The sequence below is a fragment of the Vibrio sp. THAF190c genome (genome assembly GCF_009363355.1).
In the GTDB taxonomy this organism is placed as follows: domain Bacteria; phylum Pseudomonadota; class Gammaproteobacteria; order Enterobacterales; family Vibrionaceae; genus Vibrio; species Vibrio fortis_A.
This window is the reverse complement of sequence record NZ_CP045340.1, coordinates 88,131-106,387: the sequence shown is the minus strand read 5'-3', so window position 1 is coordinate 106,387 and position 18,257 is coordinate 88,131. Positions and strand designations below refer to the sequence as shown.

Sequence of the window (18,257 nt, the reverse complement as noted above, 5' to 3'; positions counted from 1 at the left end):
TAAATGGACCCATTGACGCAAGGGATGCTGGGCGCAGCGTTGACACTGGCAGTAAGTAAGAGGAAGCATATGAGAGCTGCTGCGGTTTTGGGCGGGCTTTCTGGGATGGCACCCGATTTGGATGTACTCATCCGTTCGAGCCAAGATCCATTATTGTTTCTTGAGTATCACCGACAGTTTACCCACTCCTTGTTGTTCATCCCCTTTGGTAGTTTGCTTTGTGCGTTAGTCTTCTATTTCATTTTTGCAAAGCGGTGCGATCTCTCTTTCCAGCGGACATGGTTCTATTGTGCGCTGGGTTACGGTACCCACGGCATGTTAGACGCTTGCACCAGTTACGGAACGCAGCTGCTTTGGCCTATCTCCGATGAACGTTTCGCTTGGAACATCATCTCCGTCATTGATCCATTATTCACTCTTCCCTTGTTGGCTCTCGTTGCTTTGGCGATCTGGACACATAAGTTGAAGTTTGCGCACTGTGCAATGAGTTGGTTGGCGATTTATCTTGTTTTCGGTTTGGTGCAGAAAGAGAGGGCTGAAGCGGTTGGTTGGCAGTTGGCCGAAGAACGCAAACACGTGCCAAAGGTCCTTGATGTGAAGCCGACCTTGGCGAATCTTTTGGTTTGGAAAGTGGTTTATGAGGCAGATGACAAATACCATGTTGATGCCGTTAGAGTCGGTATTGGAGTGGACATATTTCACGGTGAATCGACAGCCAAGTTAGATTTAGCCAGAGACTTTCCTTGGCTTACGCATGACTCTCAGCAATTTAAAGATGTGACGCGATTTTCTCGTTTCTCTAATGGATTTTTAGCGCAAGACCCAAGCAACGCAGAGCGTATTATTGATGTCCGATATTCCATGATACCGAATGAATTTAGCGCACTTTGGAGTATCGAGTTGTCGTCGTTGGCGAGTAGTGATGCCCATGTCGCATACGTTGTGGATAGAGACAACTCGCCAATGGCTAGGCAAAAGTTTGTCGACATGCTTATGGCGAGATAATGTTAAAAAGCGCTTTGCTTGGAAACAAAGCGCTTTTTACTAAAGAGCTATTTTGAGCGATCAGCAATGATTAAGACATCACCAATTAGCTAGAAGCTGTAATCAATACTGGCTTCTATTGTTCGCTCTTCTCCATACCAACAACTGATTTGGTCGTAACAACTAAAGTACTCTTTGTCGAATAGGTTGGTTGCACTCACTGTTAGTGTAGTGTCGTCAAGTGACGAGAAGACATAGCTAGCAGCGGCATCAACCAGTGTGTAGTCTGGAACCGTATCGCTGTTTTGAGGGTCTAGCTGTGCTTCACCTACATATCTCACACCGGTACTTAGTCTTAGTCCGTTCAACATTTCAGTAAAGTAGTAGTTACCCCATAGTGAGGCGGTTTGCTCGGGAACCCATACCGGAGTACGACCTTCTTGGTTGTAGAAGTCATCTTTTGTGATTTCCATATCTACATAGGTATAGTTGGCCGTGAGATCCAATTGCTCAGATGCTTGCCATTTTGCCTCGAGCTCTGCACCTTGAGAGACAATTTCACCAGCTTGATAACGAGGTGCGGACAAGTTATCAGGATCGTTCAGCATCGCTTTTTCTTTGGTAATGTGGAACAACGCCACCGAAGCTTGAAGATCGCTGGTTAATGGCGCGTACTTCACCCCCACTTCCCATTGCTCACCCGTTGACGGCTCAAATGCACGTCCTGCAGCATCGACACCTGAAATAGGCTCAAAGCTTTCTGAATAGGAAGCATATGGGTGAATACCGTTATCGAATTGGTAAAGTGCACCAACTCGCATTGAAATGTTGGTATCGTCGATTTTTTCCGTACTGTTAGTTGTGGTTGCGAATACATAGTTATTTTCAACAGCTTCGGTATCCGACTCAACACTGTCCCAACGTAAACCCGCAACCATCACTAAGTTGTTCCAAGTAAATTGGTCTTGAAGGTAAACCCCCAGTTGTGTCATATCAACTTCAGTCTTACGATCACCAGCAAAGAATAAAGTATCGCGATCGATGCTATTGGTATTTGGGTTGAAGATGTCTTGCAACAGTGGCGTAACTAGCGGAGAGGTCTGTTTGCCAAATACATCGGTATCAGCGCTTTGGTAGTCGATACCGATGAGCAAGTTATGACCAATCGAACCTGTCTCGAAGTAACCCGACAGCTGGTTATCAATAACAAACGACTTCACTTCTTCATCGGTGGCAAACGCTGTTCGCGCCATGGTTCGATTGTCTGCCATTAAGAAGCTATTAAAGACCTCTTCTTGTTTCATGGATGCGTCCATAAAACGTGCATTTTGAAGAAATTGCCACTGATTATTGAAGTTATGAAGGATCTTATAGCCAACCAATAGCACCTGACGGTCAAACATACTCCAGTTTTCGTCACCTAAGAATGTGTCTGGGGAAAGCTTGCCTACAGGGTTACTAAGAACTGAGCCAGATGCAGGAACAGACGTAAACACGTTGCCCTCTGGATCATCTTGGTAATAAGCATTGAGGTTAATCAAGGTGTTGTCCGTAACCTGCCAATCAAGTGAAGGTGCAATTACGTAACGCTCTTCTTTTGACGTATCGACTTGGCCGTCTTTTTTACGAGCTAGGCCTACTATGCGATAAGTAAAGTCGCTATCACCAATTTGTCCCGTGCTATCAAACTTGGCTTGTTGAAGGTTATTTGTACCAGCTGATACGCCAACACTATGAGCGCTTTGCTTTTGTGGTGACTTTGCAATGATATTGACCATACCACCTGGTGGCATGTTCCCGTAAAGTACAGATGTTGGCCCTTTGAATACCTCAATTTGCTCTACAGCGACAGTATCAATCTGTGGTTGCAAGAAAAAGTTATTGTATGGAAGCGGGAGTCCATCATAGAAGTTGGTGTAGTTAGTAAAACCACGAATATTAAACAGATCAAATCGAGTGACCATCCCACCACGCAGATCGGTATGAATACCTGACGTGTATCGAACAGCTTCGGATATCGAACTTGCACCACGAGTGTTCAACTCATCTTGAGTTACGATGGAAAGAGCTTGTGGTGTCTCCTCTGGATCTAGAGAGGTCTTAGTCGCTGTGTTTCGATAAGTTTCCCCTAGAACGGTTATGGTTTCATGGGCATGATCGTCGTCGGCGAAAGCTAGATTTGAAAATATGGCGGAGAGCGCCAAGGAAATGGCTGATATCTTATATTTTTGCGCCTGCATAGTTCCCTCAATACGGCTGAATTATTATTTTGATAATGAAAATCATTATCACTTTACCGTTATTGAAGAATGAAAAGTTAACAATTTGGTGCATTTTATAAATTTCAGTTATTTCAAGGTGGTGATTTATATCGCCTTCTTTGGTTTTCGCTCTATTATTCTAAGTCTCGGTTATTTTTCTGAGCTTTGAGTTACTTATATGATAGAGGTATCTATTTGATGCCCTAACTGCGCTATCAAGTGTCTATTTTCATGGGGTTAACTGCCCCCCAAGATGACGGCTCACCATCTGTGGTTAGTGGAAATACATTTTTGTCTGGCTTAGCGTAGCTTAAGCGGTTGATACGTTGAGTTCTGTGGTAACTATCTAGCCCCGAAATCGTGACTGTGCCTAACGCGTCGAGGTCTAGAAAACCATCATGCATGATCGCCATTCTTGGAACGTGAATGGTGTTGACCTCTCCAACAAGCATTACCGTGTCATTGCTCTTAATGTCAATATGTTCCTTCAGAGTTAACGCGATTTTTAAACGGCTTTCTAAAACGAACGGGGCTGGGCAGTTGCCGTCGTAATAAGGAGTGAGTCCCACCTTACTAAACTCGGAAGTTGATTTTGAGTATCGAGCCGATGTTTGGTGTGCCTGTTGGAAAATCTTGTCGTTGACGCTGTTTACTGTGAACGACTTGGTTTCAATGATGTTTTGAAGCGTGTGTCTTGGCGTTTTACACGGGCGAACAATAAAGCCCAACAGGGGAGGGTGTGAGCCCAAGTGGACGACAGAACTAACGATTGCAAGGTTCTCTTGTCCTTGTTCATCTCTTGTCCCTATCAGATTAGCGCTTTTAAATCCCGATATCGAGTTGACCAATCGAGTACGGAAACGCTTTTCCATGGTTTGAATATCATCGTGCGAAAAAGTTAACTCTCTCATGTGTCTACCCATAGTCTCAATGTGATTGGCGAAGGCTTTGTTTAGGAAGATATTTACGTCAAAGGTTTGTTTTGCGATCAACTGGTTGCGCGTTTATTGGTTTGACGTACATGCCTAGCTAAAATTCGCGCTCCTTCATTTTTAACATCAATACGTTTTTTCCAAGACCACAGTCGTTCTCTCGCTTCGCGTGCTCTCTCGTTCAGATCGAAAATTGGGTCTAGGTATGGTGAATCTTGTTCCAACTGATACATCGCAGCTTCCATTTGTGTCATCTTCCACGGTTCAAATATCAATGGCGTAGGAACTTGTTCTAACTCAGGCACCCACTTTTTGACAAACTCCCCATCTGAATCATGTTCTTGTGCCTGCTTGATAGGGTTGTATATGCGGATGGTATTAATGCCGGTCACGCCAGCTTGCATCTGGAACTGGGAATAATGAATACCAGGCTCAAAGTCGAGAAAGAGCTGGGCTAGGTGAGTCACGCCTTCGCGCCAATCCATGTTCATGTGATGGGTAAGGAAGCTGACTAACATAGCCCTCATTCGGAAATTGATGTATCCGGTGTGATGTAAGCAGCGCATACAAGCATCGACCAAAGGAAAGCCAGTATTACCGGACTTCCAAGCCAAAAGGTGATTTGGTTCTGTATTACAAGATTGTGAGAGTAACGCTTCATAGGCCGTATTGGTGCAACGAAACTCCATCTCACACTCTGATTCGAATTTTTGGATGAAATGACAATGCCAGTGGAGCCGAGATGATAGAGCGATTAAGCTACGACGAAAGCCCGGTACGTTCCAATGTTGCAATAGCTCTTGGTAGACCTCACGAAGCGAGATGTTGCCCCACGCAAGATAGGGAGACAAGCGAGTGCAAGCATTTCTAGATGTGATAGGGCTAGAAAGGCTGCGATAGTAGTCTTTACCTCTGCGGTTAAAGAAGTCGTGAAGTGTTAGCCATGCAAGCTTACTTCCGCCTGTTTGCATACCACTACTTAAACTCGTCCATGATTTGGGAGGGGTGAATGCATGGTCAACTTGTTTAGAGTCTAAAGTATGTAAGTGTTCACTACACAGTTCAGGCTTTAATATTTCAGAACGCATGACTAAAGACCAGTTCTTATCCCAGTCCTCTCTGTTTGCCAATCCGCGCAAGACGGCCCCCTGCTGAGACTCTTGCCAAGCGATACCTTGGGCATCGAACCATCCCCTGAGCAAGCGGTCGCGCTCGAAAGTACAATTCAAGCCGATCTCTTGATGGGAATAGACGGTATCTATTCGATACTTAGATTGTATCTCTTGGAAGCACTCTAACGCCTCTCCTTGCATTACAGAAACTTGATGTCCGTGATGAGCTAACGTTTCGTTCATGCACTCAAGAGACTGCCACACAAATCGCCAATGCCGCTCTGAGTAGTGAAGGTTGTTGAGCAATGATGGCTCGAAGATATAGAGCAAAATTGTCGGTCGCTCGGACGATAGTGCATTGAATAAAGGGACATGGTCGGTGAGCCGAAGGTCTCGTTTGAACCATACTATGTTGACTGTTTGCATGTGGTTTCTCGTTTTTTGAACCACTACGTAGCAATAAACAAAATGTCTCAATTTTCTTCAAAACTAACGATTAAAGTAGGCGTTATAGGTTAAGTGTGGATGATGAGATTGTCTTAATGACGCTGGTGATCTTGAAGAAAAATATGACTGACAGGGTAGGGGAACTCCCAATATTGGCATTAACTGAGTGCGGTTGAATTAATTTGAAGTGTGCGTCGAGTTAAATCATAAGGTCATCTCACGCTCGGTATTCATATAAGTTGTTCTCTAAACCATACAATTCGATGGTGCCCTTCAGTTCAAAACCTACTTTTGTTAGTACTCGGTTTGAACCTTTATTACTGGGGAAGGTAACAGCTAGCACAGTATCCAAAGATAGAGCTTTAACAACATGTTGAAGTACCCCAATAGAAGCCTCCGTCGCATACCCTTGATTACAATATTCCGGTAGAAATGCATAACCAAGATCTGGACTGTCCAACTCGGGGCGTTTTAATACGCCACAGATTCCTATCGGTGTACCCGTTTTGCGTAGCGAGACTAGGTTCAGGCCAAAACCGTATGTTTCGTAACTAGCCAATGGACCGTTGGTAAGGTAAATTTCCGCATCTTCTGAGGTACGGATGTTTTTATCGGCAATATTGCGGATAAAAGACTCATCATTGTATAAACGGATGACAAAATCCGCGTCTTTGAGCGTAAGCTGGCGAACAACCAATCTTTCTGTTTTACATACTAATTTCAATGAAGAGATCTCTGATTGTGGTAAAAGTTAGATGACGGGTCTGGTGAGCAGGTTTCAAGTGGGAGTGCCAAATATCATGAATCACTATGATATGCCTGTTATATAAACATCGTTTCGATTTGTTTAATGGCTTTACAAAACACCTTGTGACAATCAAATTCCAGACAGCCTCCGAGTTTGTACCAGAAAAAATTGAACTCGTGGCCGCCATCATCTTGTGTGTAGAAGGTCCAGTTGTTTGACAAACTTTCCGATACTTCGCACAGGACAAAATGCCAAAGTTGATTTTGGAAACCACTTTCCCAACTTCTGAGGTATTTAGTACTGGAAACTTTGGATATACCTGACTCCTCTGCAAGCTCTCTAAGCGCCGCGCTCTCCATTGAACTGTCTGTCAGCTCTAATGTACCTTTTATTAATTGCACACCGGCCAAAGGATGTTCGAATACTAGCAATTCCAAATTCGAGCCTGATTTGCGCAGCACTACTGGACACACTTTAACTTCTCTATTTTGAATCCTTTTAGTCACTGGCTTTTCCTTTGTGTATGACACTGCGTTGATGTAGTGAGCAACGCAATACAGAAGCTGCTGCATACCTACTTAACCACTAAAACTAACGCATGGTGAAAATGCCACGCACTGTGAATCCGTCTTAAATAGTTAGTCGATTAGTACGATGCACCATTGATCTTCCTAACTGGGATGCTGGAAAGTACTTCGTTTTCAGCCATTCTCATATTTATCGCTAAGATATCTTCAGAACATTTCTGTGTCGTTACGTAGTGCGTTAAACAACCACACAAGTTACAGCGATGAAATTCTACTTCTTTGTCTCCCCAACAATAGAAAGCCGTCTTCTCATTCATGCTGATTTGAACTTGCTCTGGAGAAAAGTATGCCCAAGCCGCTGCATAGCGACGGCAAATAGAGCAGTTACACTCTCCAACTTCTTTAGGAAGCGAACTCAAAATCAAGCTAACGTTTCCGCAGTGACACTTTAATTCCATTCGATGGTTCCCTGTATTCAACTCACGCTGTCGCTACCATAACACTCTAATTGGACGCTGAAATCACTAAACTAGACCAAACCCAAAATGCCAAGCGTGCTGAATAACTTTTAAATGGTTAGTTGCACAATGCGCACTGAATTTTTTTTTATTTTCAATGATATATTCTATGTCATTTAGGTAAGACTGAAGATGGCCTTGCTCTATGTTTGCAGCAAAGGATTTATTGCCATTTTCAGCCTCACTTCGCATGAGTGAGACTAAAGCTTCTAATCGCTGAACCATTGCGTCGGCTAATTGATTTCTTTCGGATTCACTTGCACCGTAACTATCACAGAACAACTTGGCTCTAACCAGTTGTTCTGTGATTGAGCCTAGCTTGTCATTACTGTCCGTTTTGAAAGGAGACCAACAATAAACTGAATAAGCTAGATCCCATATTCTTGGGGCTGGGTGTGCAGTATCAAAGTCAAATACACCAACAACTGTACTCTCTGATAGAGCGACATTGTATGGAGTAAAGTCACCATGACAGATAACCTCAAAAGGTTCTCGTGGCTTCAGCATCCACTCATTGGAATTAACATCAATTTGCTCCAAAAGTGGCACTGTTGAGTCATGTATTTTACGTAATAATTTACCCGCAGAAATGAGAGCATCAACTGTAGCGATTGCACCAACCAACGGATAATTGTAAGTGTTACCAACGATAAAACTTAAGATTTCCTGATCTTGATTTACCCCAAGGAATCTTGGACATTCAGTCACATTCTCTTGTTCAAAGTGCTTCAAAATAAGGTGAGTTGTAGGACTCCACGGTTGAAGAGGTCGATAGACAACTTCACCATCTCGATATATTGCGGATTCTCTTCCGCCTGATAGTTCTTCCACGAAATCTCCATGTGCAACGAACGCGCGCTAAGTAGTGAGTAACGCCTGTCACCCGACCTAACCTAAGCTGAAAAAGCCAAGCGTTGGGAATCGGTCTCAAACGCTTTGTATATGAAAATTCACCTTGAACCACTATAGTCGCAGTGTTCATCAACTAAGTTTTTTGGATGATTCCCTTTGCGAAATTTATTACATAGGCGAGTGATTAATTGCACTACTGAATTATTGGTTTCTTCTACACTGTGAAAAAGACTCAAATGTTCTTTCTGTTCAACCCCTGCATAACCAACATATTGTTTGTCATCAACAACGGCATCTATCCCTAATATGATTGAATCAAGAGAGTAGTCGCTGGGGTTCTTATCGTTTTCGTACGTTGGCGGAACATCATAGAACTTGGCAGCCAACGGATTAAACACCGGTAAAAAGGTTTTTAAAATACCTTCAAGTACTTGTTCAGCTGGGGAACCTTTGAGTTGTTCTTCCGTAAGATTCATAGAGCTAGTTAAAAGATACAAATTATAGTCAGGATAATAGGCTAGCTCACTAAAACAATATTTATCTGATTTACTGCATTTTTCGATTTCAAATATTTCAAATTGGTTTAACAGGACTTTATTTGGAATGTCTAAGACGGATAGCTTCGTTTCAATGAACTTCGTATAGTTATTTCCTGATAACGAGGCGGTTTTATTGTACTCCCAAAATGAACGCTTGTTTTCGGATGCAGTTAGGGAGATTGAGTAAGAAATAGCTATTTTTCTATCAACAGGATTATGAGAAATGAGTTTAGCGTTAAAGAAACTTGTAGCTTTTTCAGAAGTTGAGTAAAGCTGTCCGCCTCTAAGAGCTTGCGCGCTGATGTTTTTGTTGTCGTCCATATCTGATTTAACTTCACGTCCGGCTAATAAGTTGTCTATTGCACGAGAATTGAACGACAAGCTAGTACAATTAGATGAGTCTAGACATGACTTAATGGTTGACGCTGGATGGTAGTTCATAGAAACAGTGGAATTAGTATCATCAACTTGAAATTCAGCAGCATTTGACTGGACAGACGTAAAACCTAATAGCATTGAGATCAACACCGTCATCCATGGTAAATCTTTCATTAATGTATCCTAACTTTCATAACAGTTCTTAGGCAGAAAGTTTTTGTACTTAAACCCAGAATAATTCTACCTAGTTTTTTTAGCTACTATCCTAATGTAAATTATATCTAATAAACAGTAGCTTACGTTCAATGGTGCTGTGGCTGAGTCTCAAACATAGAATTATTCTGTATAGTATGACGAGTAGATAGAACACGCTTCTCTTTGAGTGGGAACTTGGTTCTGAAGGTGAACCTAACGCGAACTATCAACGTAAGACTCTTCTTTTTATGCGGTATTGATTAATGATATTGAGCGAAGAGAGTGAGTCTCGGATCATAGAGATGGCTTGGGAAGATCGGACTCCGTTTGAAGCCATAGAGTTGCAGTTTGGGCTGAGCGAACCAGAAGTAATCCGATTTATGAGAAAACAACTGAAACCTGGAAGTTTTAAGCTTTGGCGAGCGAGGGTTTCAGGGCGTAAAACTAAGCATACCAAGTTTCGCAGCTCTGAAGTAACACGAGGTTATTGCCCGACGCAATATAAGCACCGCTAGGCGAAAGGCTAAAATGAAAAAGGCTGAAACTTATATTGAAAGTATAAGTTTCAGCCTTTTTTTGAACTAGATAAAGTGGCTTACATTAAGTACTGTGTTAGCTAGTCTTACGTTGCTTTATCCAGTACAGCTTGAATCGCTTCATCAAGTTCTGACTGCAGCTCTTTCGATAAGCGGCCAAACTCATAAGAGAAGTTACGACCTTTGACTTTCTTACGTGCAAACATACCTTTACTAGCAAATTCAGCGAGTTGAGTGACTTCAGCTTTGTCGGTTACCTTTTTAGATTCCGCAATTTTTAGCTCTGATTTGATCAAAGAGAGTAGGGCTTCTTTGTTCTCGTCACTACAATGTTCAACCTGAACATTGACAGCTTTTTTACCCAATTTTTGGATAAACGCGGTTAAGCCTTTACTGTCTTCTTGGTATGTCTTCATCACTTTTCCAAGTAGAGCATAATCTGTGTGTGATAATGCATTTACTACTGGGAATAGGGCGATAATACGCTGATCTATGCTTGCTGCTTTCAGTGCTTTGCTCACCGCTGGGCGGCTGATACCAATCATCGCAGCAACGTCTTCTTGAGTGTAATTACCGCTGTTCATGATCGTTTGGCATTGAAGACCAATTTCGCGTTGGTTGTGTTCTTTTGCCGTTTGTAACTGTTTCGCTAGCGCTTTAGCATCAGAAGTTGAAATCTCGTCTTGGGTAACAAGAATTCTGAACTCTTTTACGCGTCCTTCTTGAAGCAAGAACCAAGCACGACGACGAGATCCATCAAGTACATCAATCTGACCATCGACTTGACGGCCAACCGCTGGGTAGAACTGCTGGAACTCAAGAGAGTTAAGGTCTTCTAATGATTCTTTAGTAAGCAGGCTTTGGTCGCGACCATTTACATCAAAAGTGACGTAAGTGTCTGCTTTTACTTGATCGAATGACAGTGTCACTTCATTAAATGTTGCAGTATTGCCTGAAGCCAGTTTCCAAACCATTTGTTGGCCAACAGAGCCAATACCGAACTTTTCTTGAAGAAAGTCAGCCGCTTTTTGGCCCGACTTTTCTAGCTCTTTAGTCAATTGGCTAGTCAGCGTTTCCACTGTTGCTTTCGCTGCTGACTGCTGCGCTGCAATGGAGCCAGGTGTATTTCCTAGAGGGCTACCGCCACGTTTCTTAGCCATTAACTATTCTCCTGTTCACGCCACACGTTCAGAATATCGCGAAGGATCTGGCTGGTGACTTCGTAGCTGTTTTGTTGGGCGCTTTGGAAGGTCGCTTTACTTTTTGGGTACTCACTTTTCGACATATCAAAAACTGTCGAAAGCAGAGAAGATGCCTGACGAACCGCTTCACTGTGTTTGAACTCTTTCGAGTACAGATACGGTGAGAATTGGTCGTATAGGTTGTTCATCAAGTCTGTAGTTGTTGAACTATCACGATGATTTGTAAGCAAAATCTTCATGAAGTCATAACCTTGGTGGTTGGCATTTTCTAGCAGTGCCCACACTTGTGGGATGTAGCTAAAGTATGAACAAGTCGCATCGATATCGTTTTCAGTAATCGATAGTGGGAATACCACACTGGTCGCTGCGTAATATGCGTTAAACGTCGCATAGCCAAGTGATGGTGGCGTATCGATGATGATGATATCGAACTCATCTTGAACACTTTCAATAATGTCATGCAGCAGCGAGTATGGTGATGCCAGAGTTTGGCTAAATACTCGTTCGTGGAACCAACCTTCCATAGCACGATCGCTTTGCGCTGCAGGCAGAATACGCAAGTTAGGGATGGTGGTTTCTAAGAATGCTTCTGAAACGGCTTGTTCAAATGTTTCGCCTTCATCTAAATCAAAAGTGCGCATCATAAGATCGCCAACAGAAAGGTAACCTTCTTGTTCCGCTTCTGGAGCGTAGTACATAGAGAGGGTTGCTTGGCCGTCCATATCGATTAAGCCAACGCGATATTCTTGGTGGAATTCAGTCGCTAAACCAGAAGCAATGGTTGCTGCTGATACGGTTTTACCTACACCACCTTTTTGGTTTTGGATAACCATAACTTGCGCTTTTTGCTTATCACTGCGGATAAACTTCGCATCTTTGCGTAGATTTTCCGGCAGTAGGTCGCGCACTTTGTACATTTCTGAGATGTCGATAGACCACTGTGAGTCTTCATGACGGCGTGGATCGATGTCAGCAGAAGTCACGTAACGATCCAGTGTTTTCGCATCAATACCTAAGTAGGTTGATGCTTCTGCTCGCGTAAAGTTACGCAGTTCTTTACGGTGGTTGGCTAGCAAGCGTTGATTACGACGCTGAATGTATGCGTCTGCACCGGTTTTTAGCTGTTGAAACGTAGTCGTGGTGTTTTGGGTATCCATTTCTGCCTCCATCTAGGGATAAGAAAGAGTATATACCTCAATTTTAAAGGTGGGTAGTAAAAAATGATGGAATTGTTTTTTATGGATGGTCGATTGCGCGAGATGTGACCAATCTCGCGCAAATAATGAACAAATCAACCTGTTTGAAGAGGTGATTTGTTCTCTTACCGATATTACATTGAGTAATTCAAGCCTACCCAGAAAGAACGTCCAATCTGGTAGTTTGATTCGCTGCCGTTCACTTCATCGAATAGGTTCTTGATTCGTAGGTCAATTGAAGCGTTATGTTGCTTATACTTTAGGAAGTGATAAGTGGCATTTAAATCGACAGTCGTTTTCGCTTTCTGTTCTTCAACATCATAAATGTCGTATTTGCTACCGTCTGTGTCGGTGTAGTTCTTTTTCGTATCTGTGAGGTATTCATACTTACCGCGGTAGTAAAGTGTTGCGTTAGTCATTAGCACATCATCAAACCAGAGTGCTGACCATGAAGCTGATGCTCGGAATGGCGCTGCATAGTTCTGACGAGCGTCATCTTCATACATATCTGCCATCGTCATAATCTGACCTTTGTAGTAAACAAGCTCAGTTTCATCTTCTGGGTCGGCTGTGTAGTCGACTAATCCATTATTTTTGGTTTCAGACCAAGTTACGTTGGCATTGAAGAAGTGTTTTTTGTAATTACCCGACCATTCGATTGAGTAACCGTAGTAATCGCTCTCTCCATTATTTGTCATTTCGTAGTAGTCATCACCATTCGCATCCGTTAGCTCTTCACTTTTCGCAAACTGTGAGCGGTTTTGACGATAAACGGTTTTGAAGCGTGCGTTACCATCTAAGAATGTAGGGATAGTAATCGCTAGGGTCAGTTCGTCACTGTATGGTGTGTCTAAATCAGAGTCACTGTACTTATCAACACTTGGTTGACTTGAACACTCGTACCAATCACCAGGTACTCCGCCCCAACTGCCGTCGCTGGTATCTTTCATGTCACGCTGATAGCAGGTGTGGGCAGGTGTTTGTTCTTTGATCGCATAGCCAATCATCTTGTTGGCATAGTAACGGTTTGCGCCCACAGTTAGGTATGTCTCTTCGATAAACTCCCAGCTTGCAGTTAAACGCGGTGCAAGGTTATGGTTTTCCATAAAGTCATCGTATGAGTAGCGCGTACCAGCTCTCATTTCTACGGGGCCAAATTGAGTAAGGTATTCTGCCCAAAGTGCGTGGCTGTACACACCGACATCAGCGTCAAAAGCGTCGTATTTAGTATGTTTCCAGTTGGCCATATCTGGCGTACAAGATTTGTCGTTAGGATCGCAGATAAAATCATCGGCAGCCGACTTTTTAATGCTGTAATAGTAGTACACATCTTCTGGTCGAGACTTGCCAGCATCTGTGTATTTTATCTCGCTACCGTAGTTCAACGTACCTTGGTCAAGCATGGTCGAGAACGAAGTTGTCCAGGCGTAATCGGTCTGTAATTGCTCTAAGTCGCCGATACCGCCATCGTTACAATTTGATGTTGTATTACACCAGTCTAAGAACTCGCCATCCATTTGGTATCGTTCGTTGTTTGACGTACGTGATGCATCGTTATGTAAGACAGAAAGTTTGGTGTTCCAATCTGTCGATCCGGAAAAGCCAGTCGCACTTAAATAACCTTGGGTACCTGACGAATTGCTGATGGTTAGGTCATTGCGTGCATTCGGTAAATCGCGTTCACTCTCGTAAGGACTATGGATGATCTGACCTTCGAAGGTGAGGTCGTCTCGATACTCGTAAACCCCTTTCAATAAGAAGTTTTCAGAAGTGTCACCATTGTTGCCTGTTGTACCACCGTATGCTTCATCTTGTGTATATTCGACTTCAGACGTACTTTTGCTGTAGGACGCGAGAACACTAAGCTTCTCTGTCAGTGGCAGATCAAAGCTGACGGTAGTTTGTTGTTTAGTGAATTCCGGTGGAGCAATAGGATCGTCATCAGGATCGATTTCTGTCGGCTCATGGTATTCCACCATGCTGTCGTTTTGGAAGCTGGTACTTAGGCTGAAGCCAAACTCTTTTTTAGGCTTGCGAAGCTCATAGTTCACAACACCGCCGACAAAGTCGCCATGCTCCGCCGAGATGTTGGAGTCCATGATCTCAACAGAGCCAATCAAATCGGGTGTTACATAAAGGCTTTGGCTTGTCTGACCGACGACATTATTCCAATCCAAATTATTCGTCGAACCATCATTGTTCGTTGGCTTAACGACATCATGAATGGACGTTGCCGATACGCCGTCGATCTGGATGTTATTGTCGTAGTAGTTACCACCTGAAATCGAGAAGTTTTGCGGGCGAATAGACTGGATGTTTTCTTGAGTAGCATCATCCAAACTATTGTCCATCTGAACGTAAGGTGACGATTTCAGTAGATCGGTTGTATCAATACCACCCGATTTATTGTTCTGGATACTGGTTTCACTCATTACCGATGTACCTGAGTCAATCGGGTCATAGCTTTCATAAATAGCATCAGAATTTACAGCGTTGTCGTTACTGCTGTTTCCATCCGATATTTCAATATCCCCAAGGTCAACTGGCTCATTGGCGTAGCTGATTGGGCTCCCTAAAGCTGACAAAATTGCCAGCGCAATAACATTTTTATTCATTTTTTCGATTCTTTTATTTTTATTTAAAGATTCAAATGATGACTTTTGTAGGTCATTCCACTGCACATTTACTGATACCGTTACCAGAATTTTTCTAGATGATATTGATAATCGTTTATAAACTTAATCCCAATAATCCATGTCTAAAATGCGCTTCAATCCGAGTTTATGTATAGAAATAGTCCGTTTTAGGTTCTTAATGGCGATTTTCGCTTACTGGGGAAGCATTCTTTGAATAGATTCCCGTAGTAAATTTATGGACACTTTCCATAAAAATCTTGGATGTGCGTCGCATAATATAGTAGTCTTGGAATCGTTTTCAATGCTAATGAGAAAATTATTGATAATCATTATCAGATCAGTTTCTTATTCTGCATGACTTTTTATTCATTATGTTATCGTGTTGTTGTTATTATGTTTATTAGTAGGTGTTTTTCTATTTGTGTCATTGCATCCAGTTTGGTATTGACCAACGTAGGAGCTTTCGCAAAAGAAATTCAATGGAGTGCAAACCTCAATCATGGCTATTTGGACAATGGCTTTCAGTATGTTTTTCACAACAGCCAAGACTCAAAAGACCCTTTCAACCTTCGCTTAATTGTTAACGCAGGCTCTGTTGATGATGAGCATCGTGGTATGGCTCATATTGTTGAACACATGGTGTTTCGCTCGAATCGTGCACACAGTATCGATATGCACCGTTTGTTTGACCAAATAGGCTGGAAAACGGGTACTCAAATCAACGCAATGACGCGTCAAACTGAAACTCAGTACATGGTGAGAACACGCCCTGATGACGCATTGGACGCTGCGGAATCTGTTAAGTTACTGAGTGATTTAGCCTTTGGCGCAAAAATGAACGATCAAGATTGGCAGCTTGAGCGTGGAGTCATACTTGAAGAGATGCGAAGAGGGGCTGGTGTCGCCGAGCGAGTAAATACAGCTAAGAAGCAGGTCGTTCGAAATGGCTCTCGCTATGTCGATCGTCCAACTATTGGAACTAAGGAAGACATTTTAGATGTAGAGATTGAAGATATTCGCGCTTTCTATGACAGATACTACGTGCCCGGTAATATGACTTTGGTGGCGAGTGGCTATTTTGATGATCGCCAACTTATCGAGGCAATCGAAAACACTTTTGGGTATGAAGACGCTGCTCCTGTACCAAATAGAGACTATGTGAAGCTTCCTCTCAAAGAAGGCTTAGTGATCGGTAAGGTTCAAGATCCAAAAGGCACAACCTCAGCTGTTGTTTATGGCTTCAGAAATGCAATGGATCCAAGTATCACCGAGACGGGTGCCTATCAGAGACTGCAAAATTACTTCATTAGAAAGCTAGTAAAGCCCTCTGTTCGTGCATCAAAATCTGAGTACGATGCGTCGATTTCATCTGTTCATATCTCTTTTAGCGAACCGACCAATGATCGATTGATTGCAGCGATGGCCGCCAAGACAAGCGATCATGCTTTAGGTCAGCAAGTTGTACTGACTGAAATCGAACGGCTAAAGCAGAACGGAATCAATGAGTCTGCTCTGCAGGCCTTGAAAGAGAAGGCGAGAGCCTCTGTCCAAAGAAATCGACAAATCATTCCAAAGCGTGATTTTGCTAAATGGGAAGACAAACTCACGTCTGCAGTGATGCAAGAGAGCGTAGAAGAAGATTATGAAATTAAATCTGCACGTACACTTAAGTGGATCGATGCTCTAACGGTTGAAGAGCTTAACGAACGTCTTAAGCAAATCCTTAGCGCACCAGACCAGTTCATGTTCTACCAGATCCCTGGTGGACAGCAGCGTACGTTACCTACGATTGAGGAAATTGGACAGCTTTCAAAGCAAATTTCAGCGCAACGATATGCGGCTACGAAAGTGGTACCCGCATCAAAAGTTAAATCGCCTCAATTCACTGAAAGCCAGAGAAAAGGGAAAGCAGCACAGACAGTTGAGCTTGCTAAGCCTGTACTTCCTTCACCACATGTAACAAGCAAGCATAAACACTTCTCACCAGCCGTTGTTCAATGGACTTTGGCAAACGGTGATCAAGTGATTTGGTTAGATCGCAAAACGTCTGATGGTGAACTCTATATTAAGGCTTTATCTAAATCTGGTTACTACAGTGCTGCATACCAACCGTGGTTGCTACAAGCCGCTCAACAGGTTTGGCAACAAACGGATTTCAATATGATCTCTAACCAATCGTTGCAGCAATGGCAAAAGGACCACAATGCTACTTGGAGCTGGGCACAATCAGGCAGTCAACTAGACTTGTCTGCAAAAGTGGCAGCTTCAAACCTAGAGCCTTTAATGCGTGCTTATTGGATCACCCAAACAGATTGGATGTTGAACGCTGAACAGTTTGAAGAAGCTAAAGAAGCCATTAGCGATTCCGTTAATATTGTGTCTAAACATGAAACCGAACGAGCGGCGCTGTGGGGAACACCAAAAGACGCTTCACCAACAAACAGTGATATTGAAGCGCTAAACATGAGCCGCTTTACGTCAGCTGTTGAGACCCTAAACCAACAACCGGTGTCTCTATTCATTGTTGGGCAAACCACTGAAAAAGAAATCGAAATCTCGGTACTGCCATATTTGGCAGCGGTGCCACGTCAATCTGATTTTGAAGCCCTTCAACCTGTATTGCCAAATGGTTATCACACGCTGCAGCAAGCGATCCATGACGAAGATAAATCAACGGTCACAATCAAAAGTGAAGCTGACATGATTTGGACGCCTGAAGCGAGCTTTTTGGTATCTACGCTGAATCCAATTGTGCAAAAAGCGTTGAAGAACAAGCTACGTCATGAATTAGGAGGCGTGTACTCGATTCGATTCGAGATGACACTCAACAAAGATAACAAAGTGCGTTTGTCGACCGAATTTACGACAGCACCAGAGAAAGTCGACACGTTGGTTGCCGCTCACAACATCGTATTGGAAAACCTCTCTGAGCAGTTGCCTTTGGAAAACTACCCGCGTATTCAACGCGATATTCAGTTCGCAGAGTCACTGAGACTTTCTGACGCAAATACTTGGCTTCGCCGCTTGGCACTCAGTTACCAAAAGTATCAAGGCCCAGATTACTTGCAATCGATGCAAACACTAGAGCAGCAAGTCACTGAGCAGCACTTATCTGAGATCGTTGACCAGATTACCCCTCTATCTAAACAAGCAATTTTGATTGGCACGCCTGTGTCAGAAAAAGGTAAATAATT

At 43.1% G+C, this 18,257-nt stretch carries 14 protein-coding genes; 3 read left to right on the top strand and 11 right to left on the bottom strand.

The genetic code is table 11. The features are described 5' to 3' along the window. Positions 1 to 3 precede the first annotated feature (3 nt). Positions 4 to 1,005: a metal-dependent hydrolase gene (locus FIV04_RS23115; RefSeq protein ID WP_152470782.1), complete on the top strand. Its 1,002-nt coding sequence runs from the start codon at positions 4 to 6 to the stop codon at positions 1,003 to 1,005. Between the two features lie 89 nt (positions 1,006 to 1,094). Here FIV04_RS23115 and FIV04_RS23110 read toward each other — a convergent pair whose 3' ends face one another. The 8 genes from FIV04_RS23110 to FIV04_RS23075 all read right to left on the bottom strand — a co-directional run bounded on the left by FIV04_RS23110 (position 1,095) and on the right by FIV04_RS23075 (position 9,472). Beyond that, positions 1,095 to 3,224, bottom strand: a complete 2,130-nt coding sequence (locus FIV04_RS23110) for a TonB-dependent siderophore receptor (RefSeq protein WP_152470781.1) — start codon at positions 3,222 to 3,224, stop codon at positions 1,095 to 1,097. Between the two features lie 236 nt (positions 3,225 to 3,460). After that, positions 3,461 to 4,156: a flavin reductase family protein gene (locus tag FIV04_RS23105; protein WP_152470780.1), complete on the bottom strand. Its 696-nt coding sequence runs from the start codon at positions 4,154 to 4,156 to the stop codon at positions 3,461 to 3,463. A gap of 77 nt (positions 4,157 to 4,233) precedes the next feature. Next, on the bottom strand, positions 4,234 to 5,715 hold the full coding sequence (locus FIV04_RS23100; protein ID WP_152470779.1) for a cryptochrome/deoxyribodipyrimidine photo-lyase family protein: 1,482 nt from the start codon (positions 5,713 to 5,715) through the stop codon (positions 4,234 to 4,236). Between the two features lie 238 nt (positions 5,716 to 5,953). Further along, the gene (locus FIV04_RS23095; RefSeq protein WP_152470778.1) at positions 5,954 to 6,460 is read right to left on the bottom strand and encodes a GNAT family N-acetyltransferase; all 507 of its coding nucleotides are present in this window, start codon (positions 6,458 to 6,460) and stop codon (positions 5,954 to 5,956) included. A gap of 98 nt (positions 6,461 to 6,558) precedes the next feature. Further along, entirely contained in the window at positions 6,559 to 6,990 is a 432-nt protein-coding gene (locus FIV04_RS23090; protein WP_253895620.1) for an NUDIX domain-containing protein, read from the bottom strand. Between the two features lie 140 nt (positions 6,991 to 7,130). Beyond that, positions 7,131 to 7,469, bottom strand: coding sequence for a GFA family protein (locus tag FIV04_RS23085; protein WP_152470776.1), 339 nt, complete (start codon positions 7,467 to 7,469; stop codon positions 7,131 to 7,133). Between the two features lie 66 nt (positions 7,470 to 7,535). Then, positions 7,536 to 8,360 carry an aminoglycoside phosphotransferase family protein gene (locus FIV04_RS23080; RefSeq protein ID WP_152470775.1) on the bottom strand — a complete coding sequence of 275 codons (825 nt, stop codon included), beginning with the start codon at positions 8,358 to 8,360 and terminating at the stop codon, positions 7,536 to 7,538. A gap of 119 nt (positions 8,361 to 8,479) precedes the next feature. After that, positions 8,480 to 9,472, bottom strand: coding sequence for a hypothetical protein (locus FIV04_RS23075; RefSeq protein WP_152470774.1), 993 nt, complete (start codon positions 9,470 to 9,472; stop codon positions 8,480 to 8,482). Positions 9,473 to 9,756: 284 nt separating this feature from the next. Between FIV04_RS23075 and FIV04_RS23070 the strand changes: the two genes are divergently transcribed. Beyond that, on the top strand, positions 9,757 to 10,008 hold the full coding sequence (locus FIV04_RS23070; RefSeq protein WP_152470773.1) for a TIGR03643 family protein: 252 nt from the start codon (positions 9,757 to 9,759) through the stop codon (positions 10,006 to 10,008). A 107-nt stretch (positions 10,009 to 10,115) separates the two neighbouring features. Here the strand turns inward: FIV04_RS23070 and FIV04_RS23065 are convergent, their stop codons facing one another. From FIV04_RS23065 to FIV04_RS23055, 3 genes are all read right to left on the bottom strand, one after another. Next, a complete protein-coding gene (locus tag FIV04_RS23065) occupies positions 10,116 to 11,189 on the bottom strand; it encodes a ParB family protein (RefSeq protein ID WP_152470772.1) in 1,074 nt (357 codons plus the stop codon). Continuing rightward, on the bottom strand, positions 11,189 to 12,388 hold the full coding sequence (locus FIV04_RS23060) for a ParA family protein (protein WP_032550784.1): 1,200 nt from the start codon (positions 12,386 to 12,388) through the stop codon (positions 11,189 to 11,191). The genes FIV04_RS23065 and FIV04_RS23060 overlap by 1 nt, the downstream gene beginning before the upstream one ends. A gap of 173 nt (positions 12,389 to 12,561) precedes the next feature. Next, positions 12,562 to 15,042, bottom strand: coding sequence for a TonB-dependent siderophore receptor (locus FIV04_RS23055; protein ID WP_152470771.1), 2,481 nt, complete (start codon positions 15,040 to 15,042; stop codon positions 12,562 to 12,564). A gap of 414 nt (positions 15,043 to 15,456) precedes the next feature. Here FIV04_RS23055 and FIV04_RS23050 point away from each other — a divergent pair, with 414 nt between their 5' ends. Beyond that, positions 15,457 to 18,255, top strand: a complete 2,799-nt coding sequence (locus FIV04_RS23050) for a M16 family metallopeptidase (RefSeq protein WP_172974315.1) — start codon at positions 15,457 to 15,459, stop codon at positions 18,253 to 18,255. The last annotated feature ends 2 nt before the right edge of the window (positions 18,256 to 18,257 follow it).

Coding starts and splice junctions, on each gene's coding strand:
- FIV04_RS23115 (WP_152470782.1), top strand. CDS start 4: ATGGACCCATTGACGCAAGGGATGCTGGGCGCAGCGTTGACACTGGCA.
- FIV04_RS23110 (WP_152470781.1), bottom strand. CDS start 3,224: ATGCAGGCGCAAAAATATAAGATATCAGCCATTTCCTTGGCGCTCTCC.
- FIV04_RS23105 (WP_152470780.1), bottom strand. CDS start 4,156: ATGAGAGAGTTAACTTTTTCGCACGATGATATTCAAACCATGGAAAAG.
- FIV04_RS23100 (WP_152470779.1), bottom strand. CDS start 5,715: ATGCAAACAGTCAACATAGTATGGTTCAAACGAGACCTTCGGCTCACC.
- FIV04_RS23085 (WP_152470776.1), bottom strand. CDS start 7,469: ATGGAATTAAAGTGTCACTGCGGAAACGTTAGCTTGATTTTGAGTTCG.
- FIV04_RS23075 (WP_152470774.1), bottom strand. CDS start 9,472: ATGAAAGATTTACCATGGATGACGGTGTTGATCTCAATGCTATTAGGT.
- FIV04_RS23070 (WP_152470773.1), top strand. CDS start 9,757: ATGATATTGAGCGAAGAGAGTGAGTCTCGGATCATAGAGATGGCTTGG.
- FIV04_RS23065 (WP_152470772.1), bottom strand. CDS start 11,189: ATGGCTAAGAAACGTGGCGGTAGCCCTCTAGGAAATACACCTGGCTCC.
- FIV04_RS23060 (WP_032550784.1), bottom strand. CDS start 12,388: ATGGATACCCAAAACACCACGACTACGTTTCAACAGCTAAAAACCGGT.
- FIV04_RS23055 (WP_152470771.1), bottom strand. CDS start 15,042: ATGAATAAAAATGTTATTGCGCTGGCAATTTTGTCAGCTTTAGGGAGC.
- FIV04_RS23050 (WP_172974315.1), top strand. CDS start 15,457: ATGTTTATTAGTAGGTGTTTTTCTATTTGTGTCATTGCATCCAGTTTG.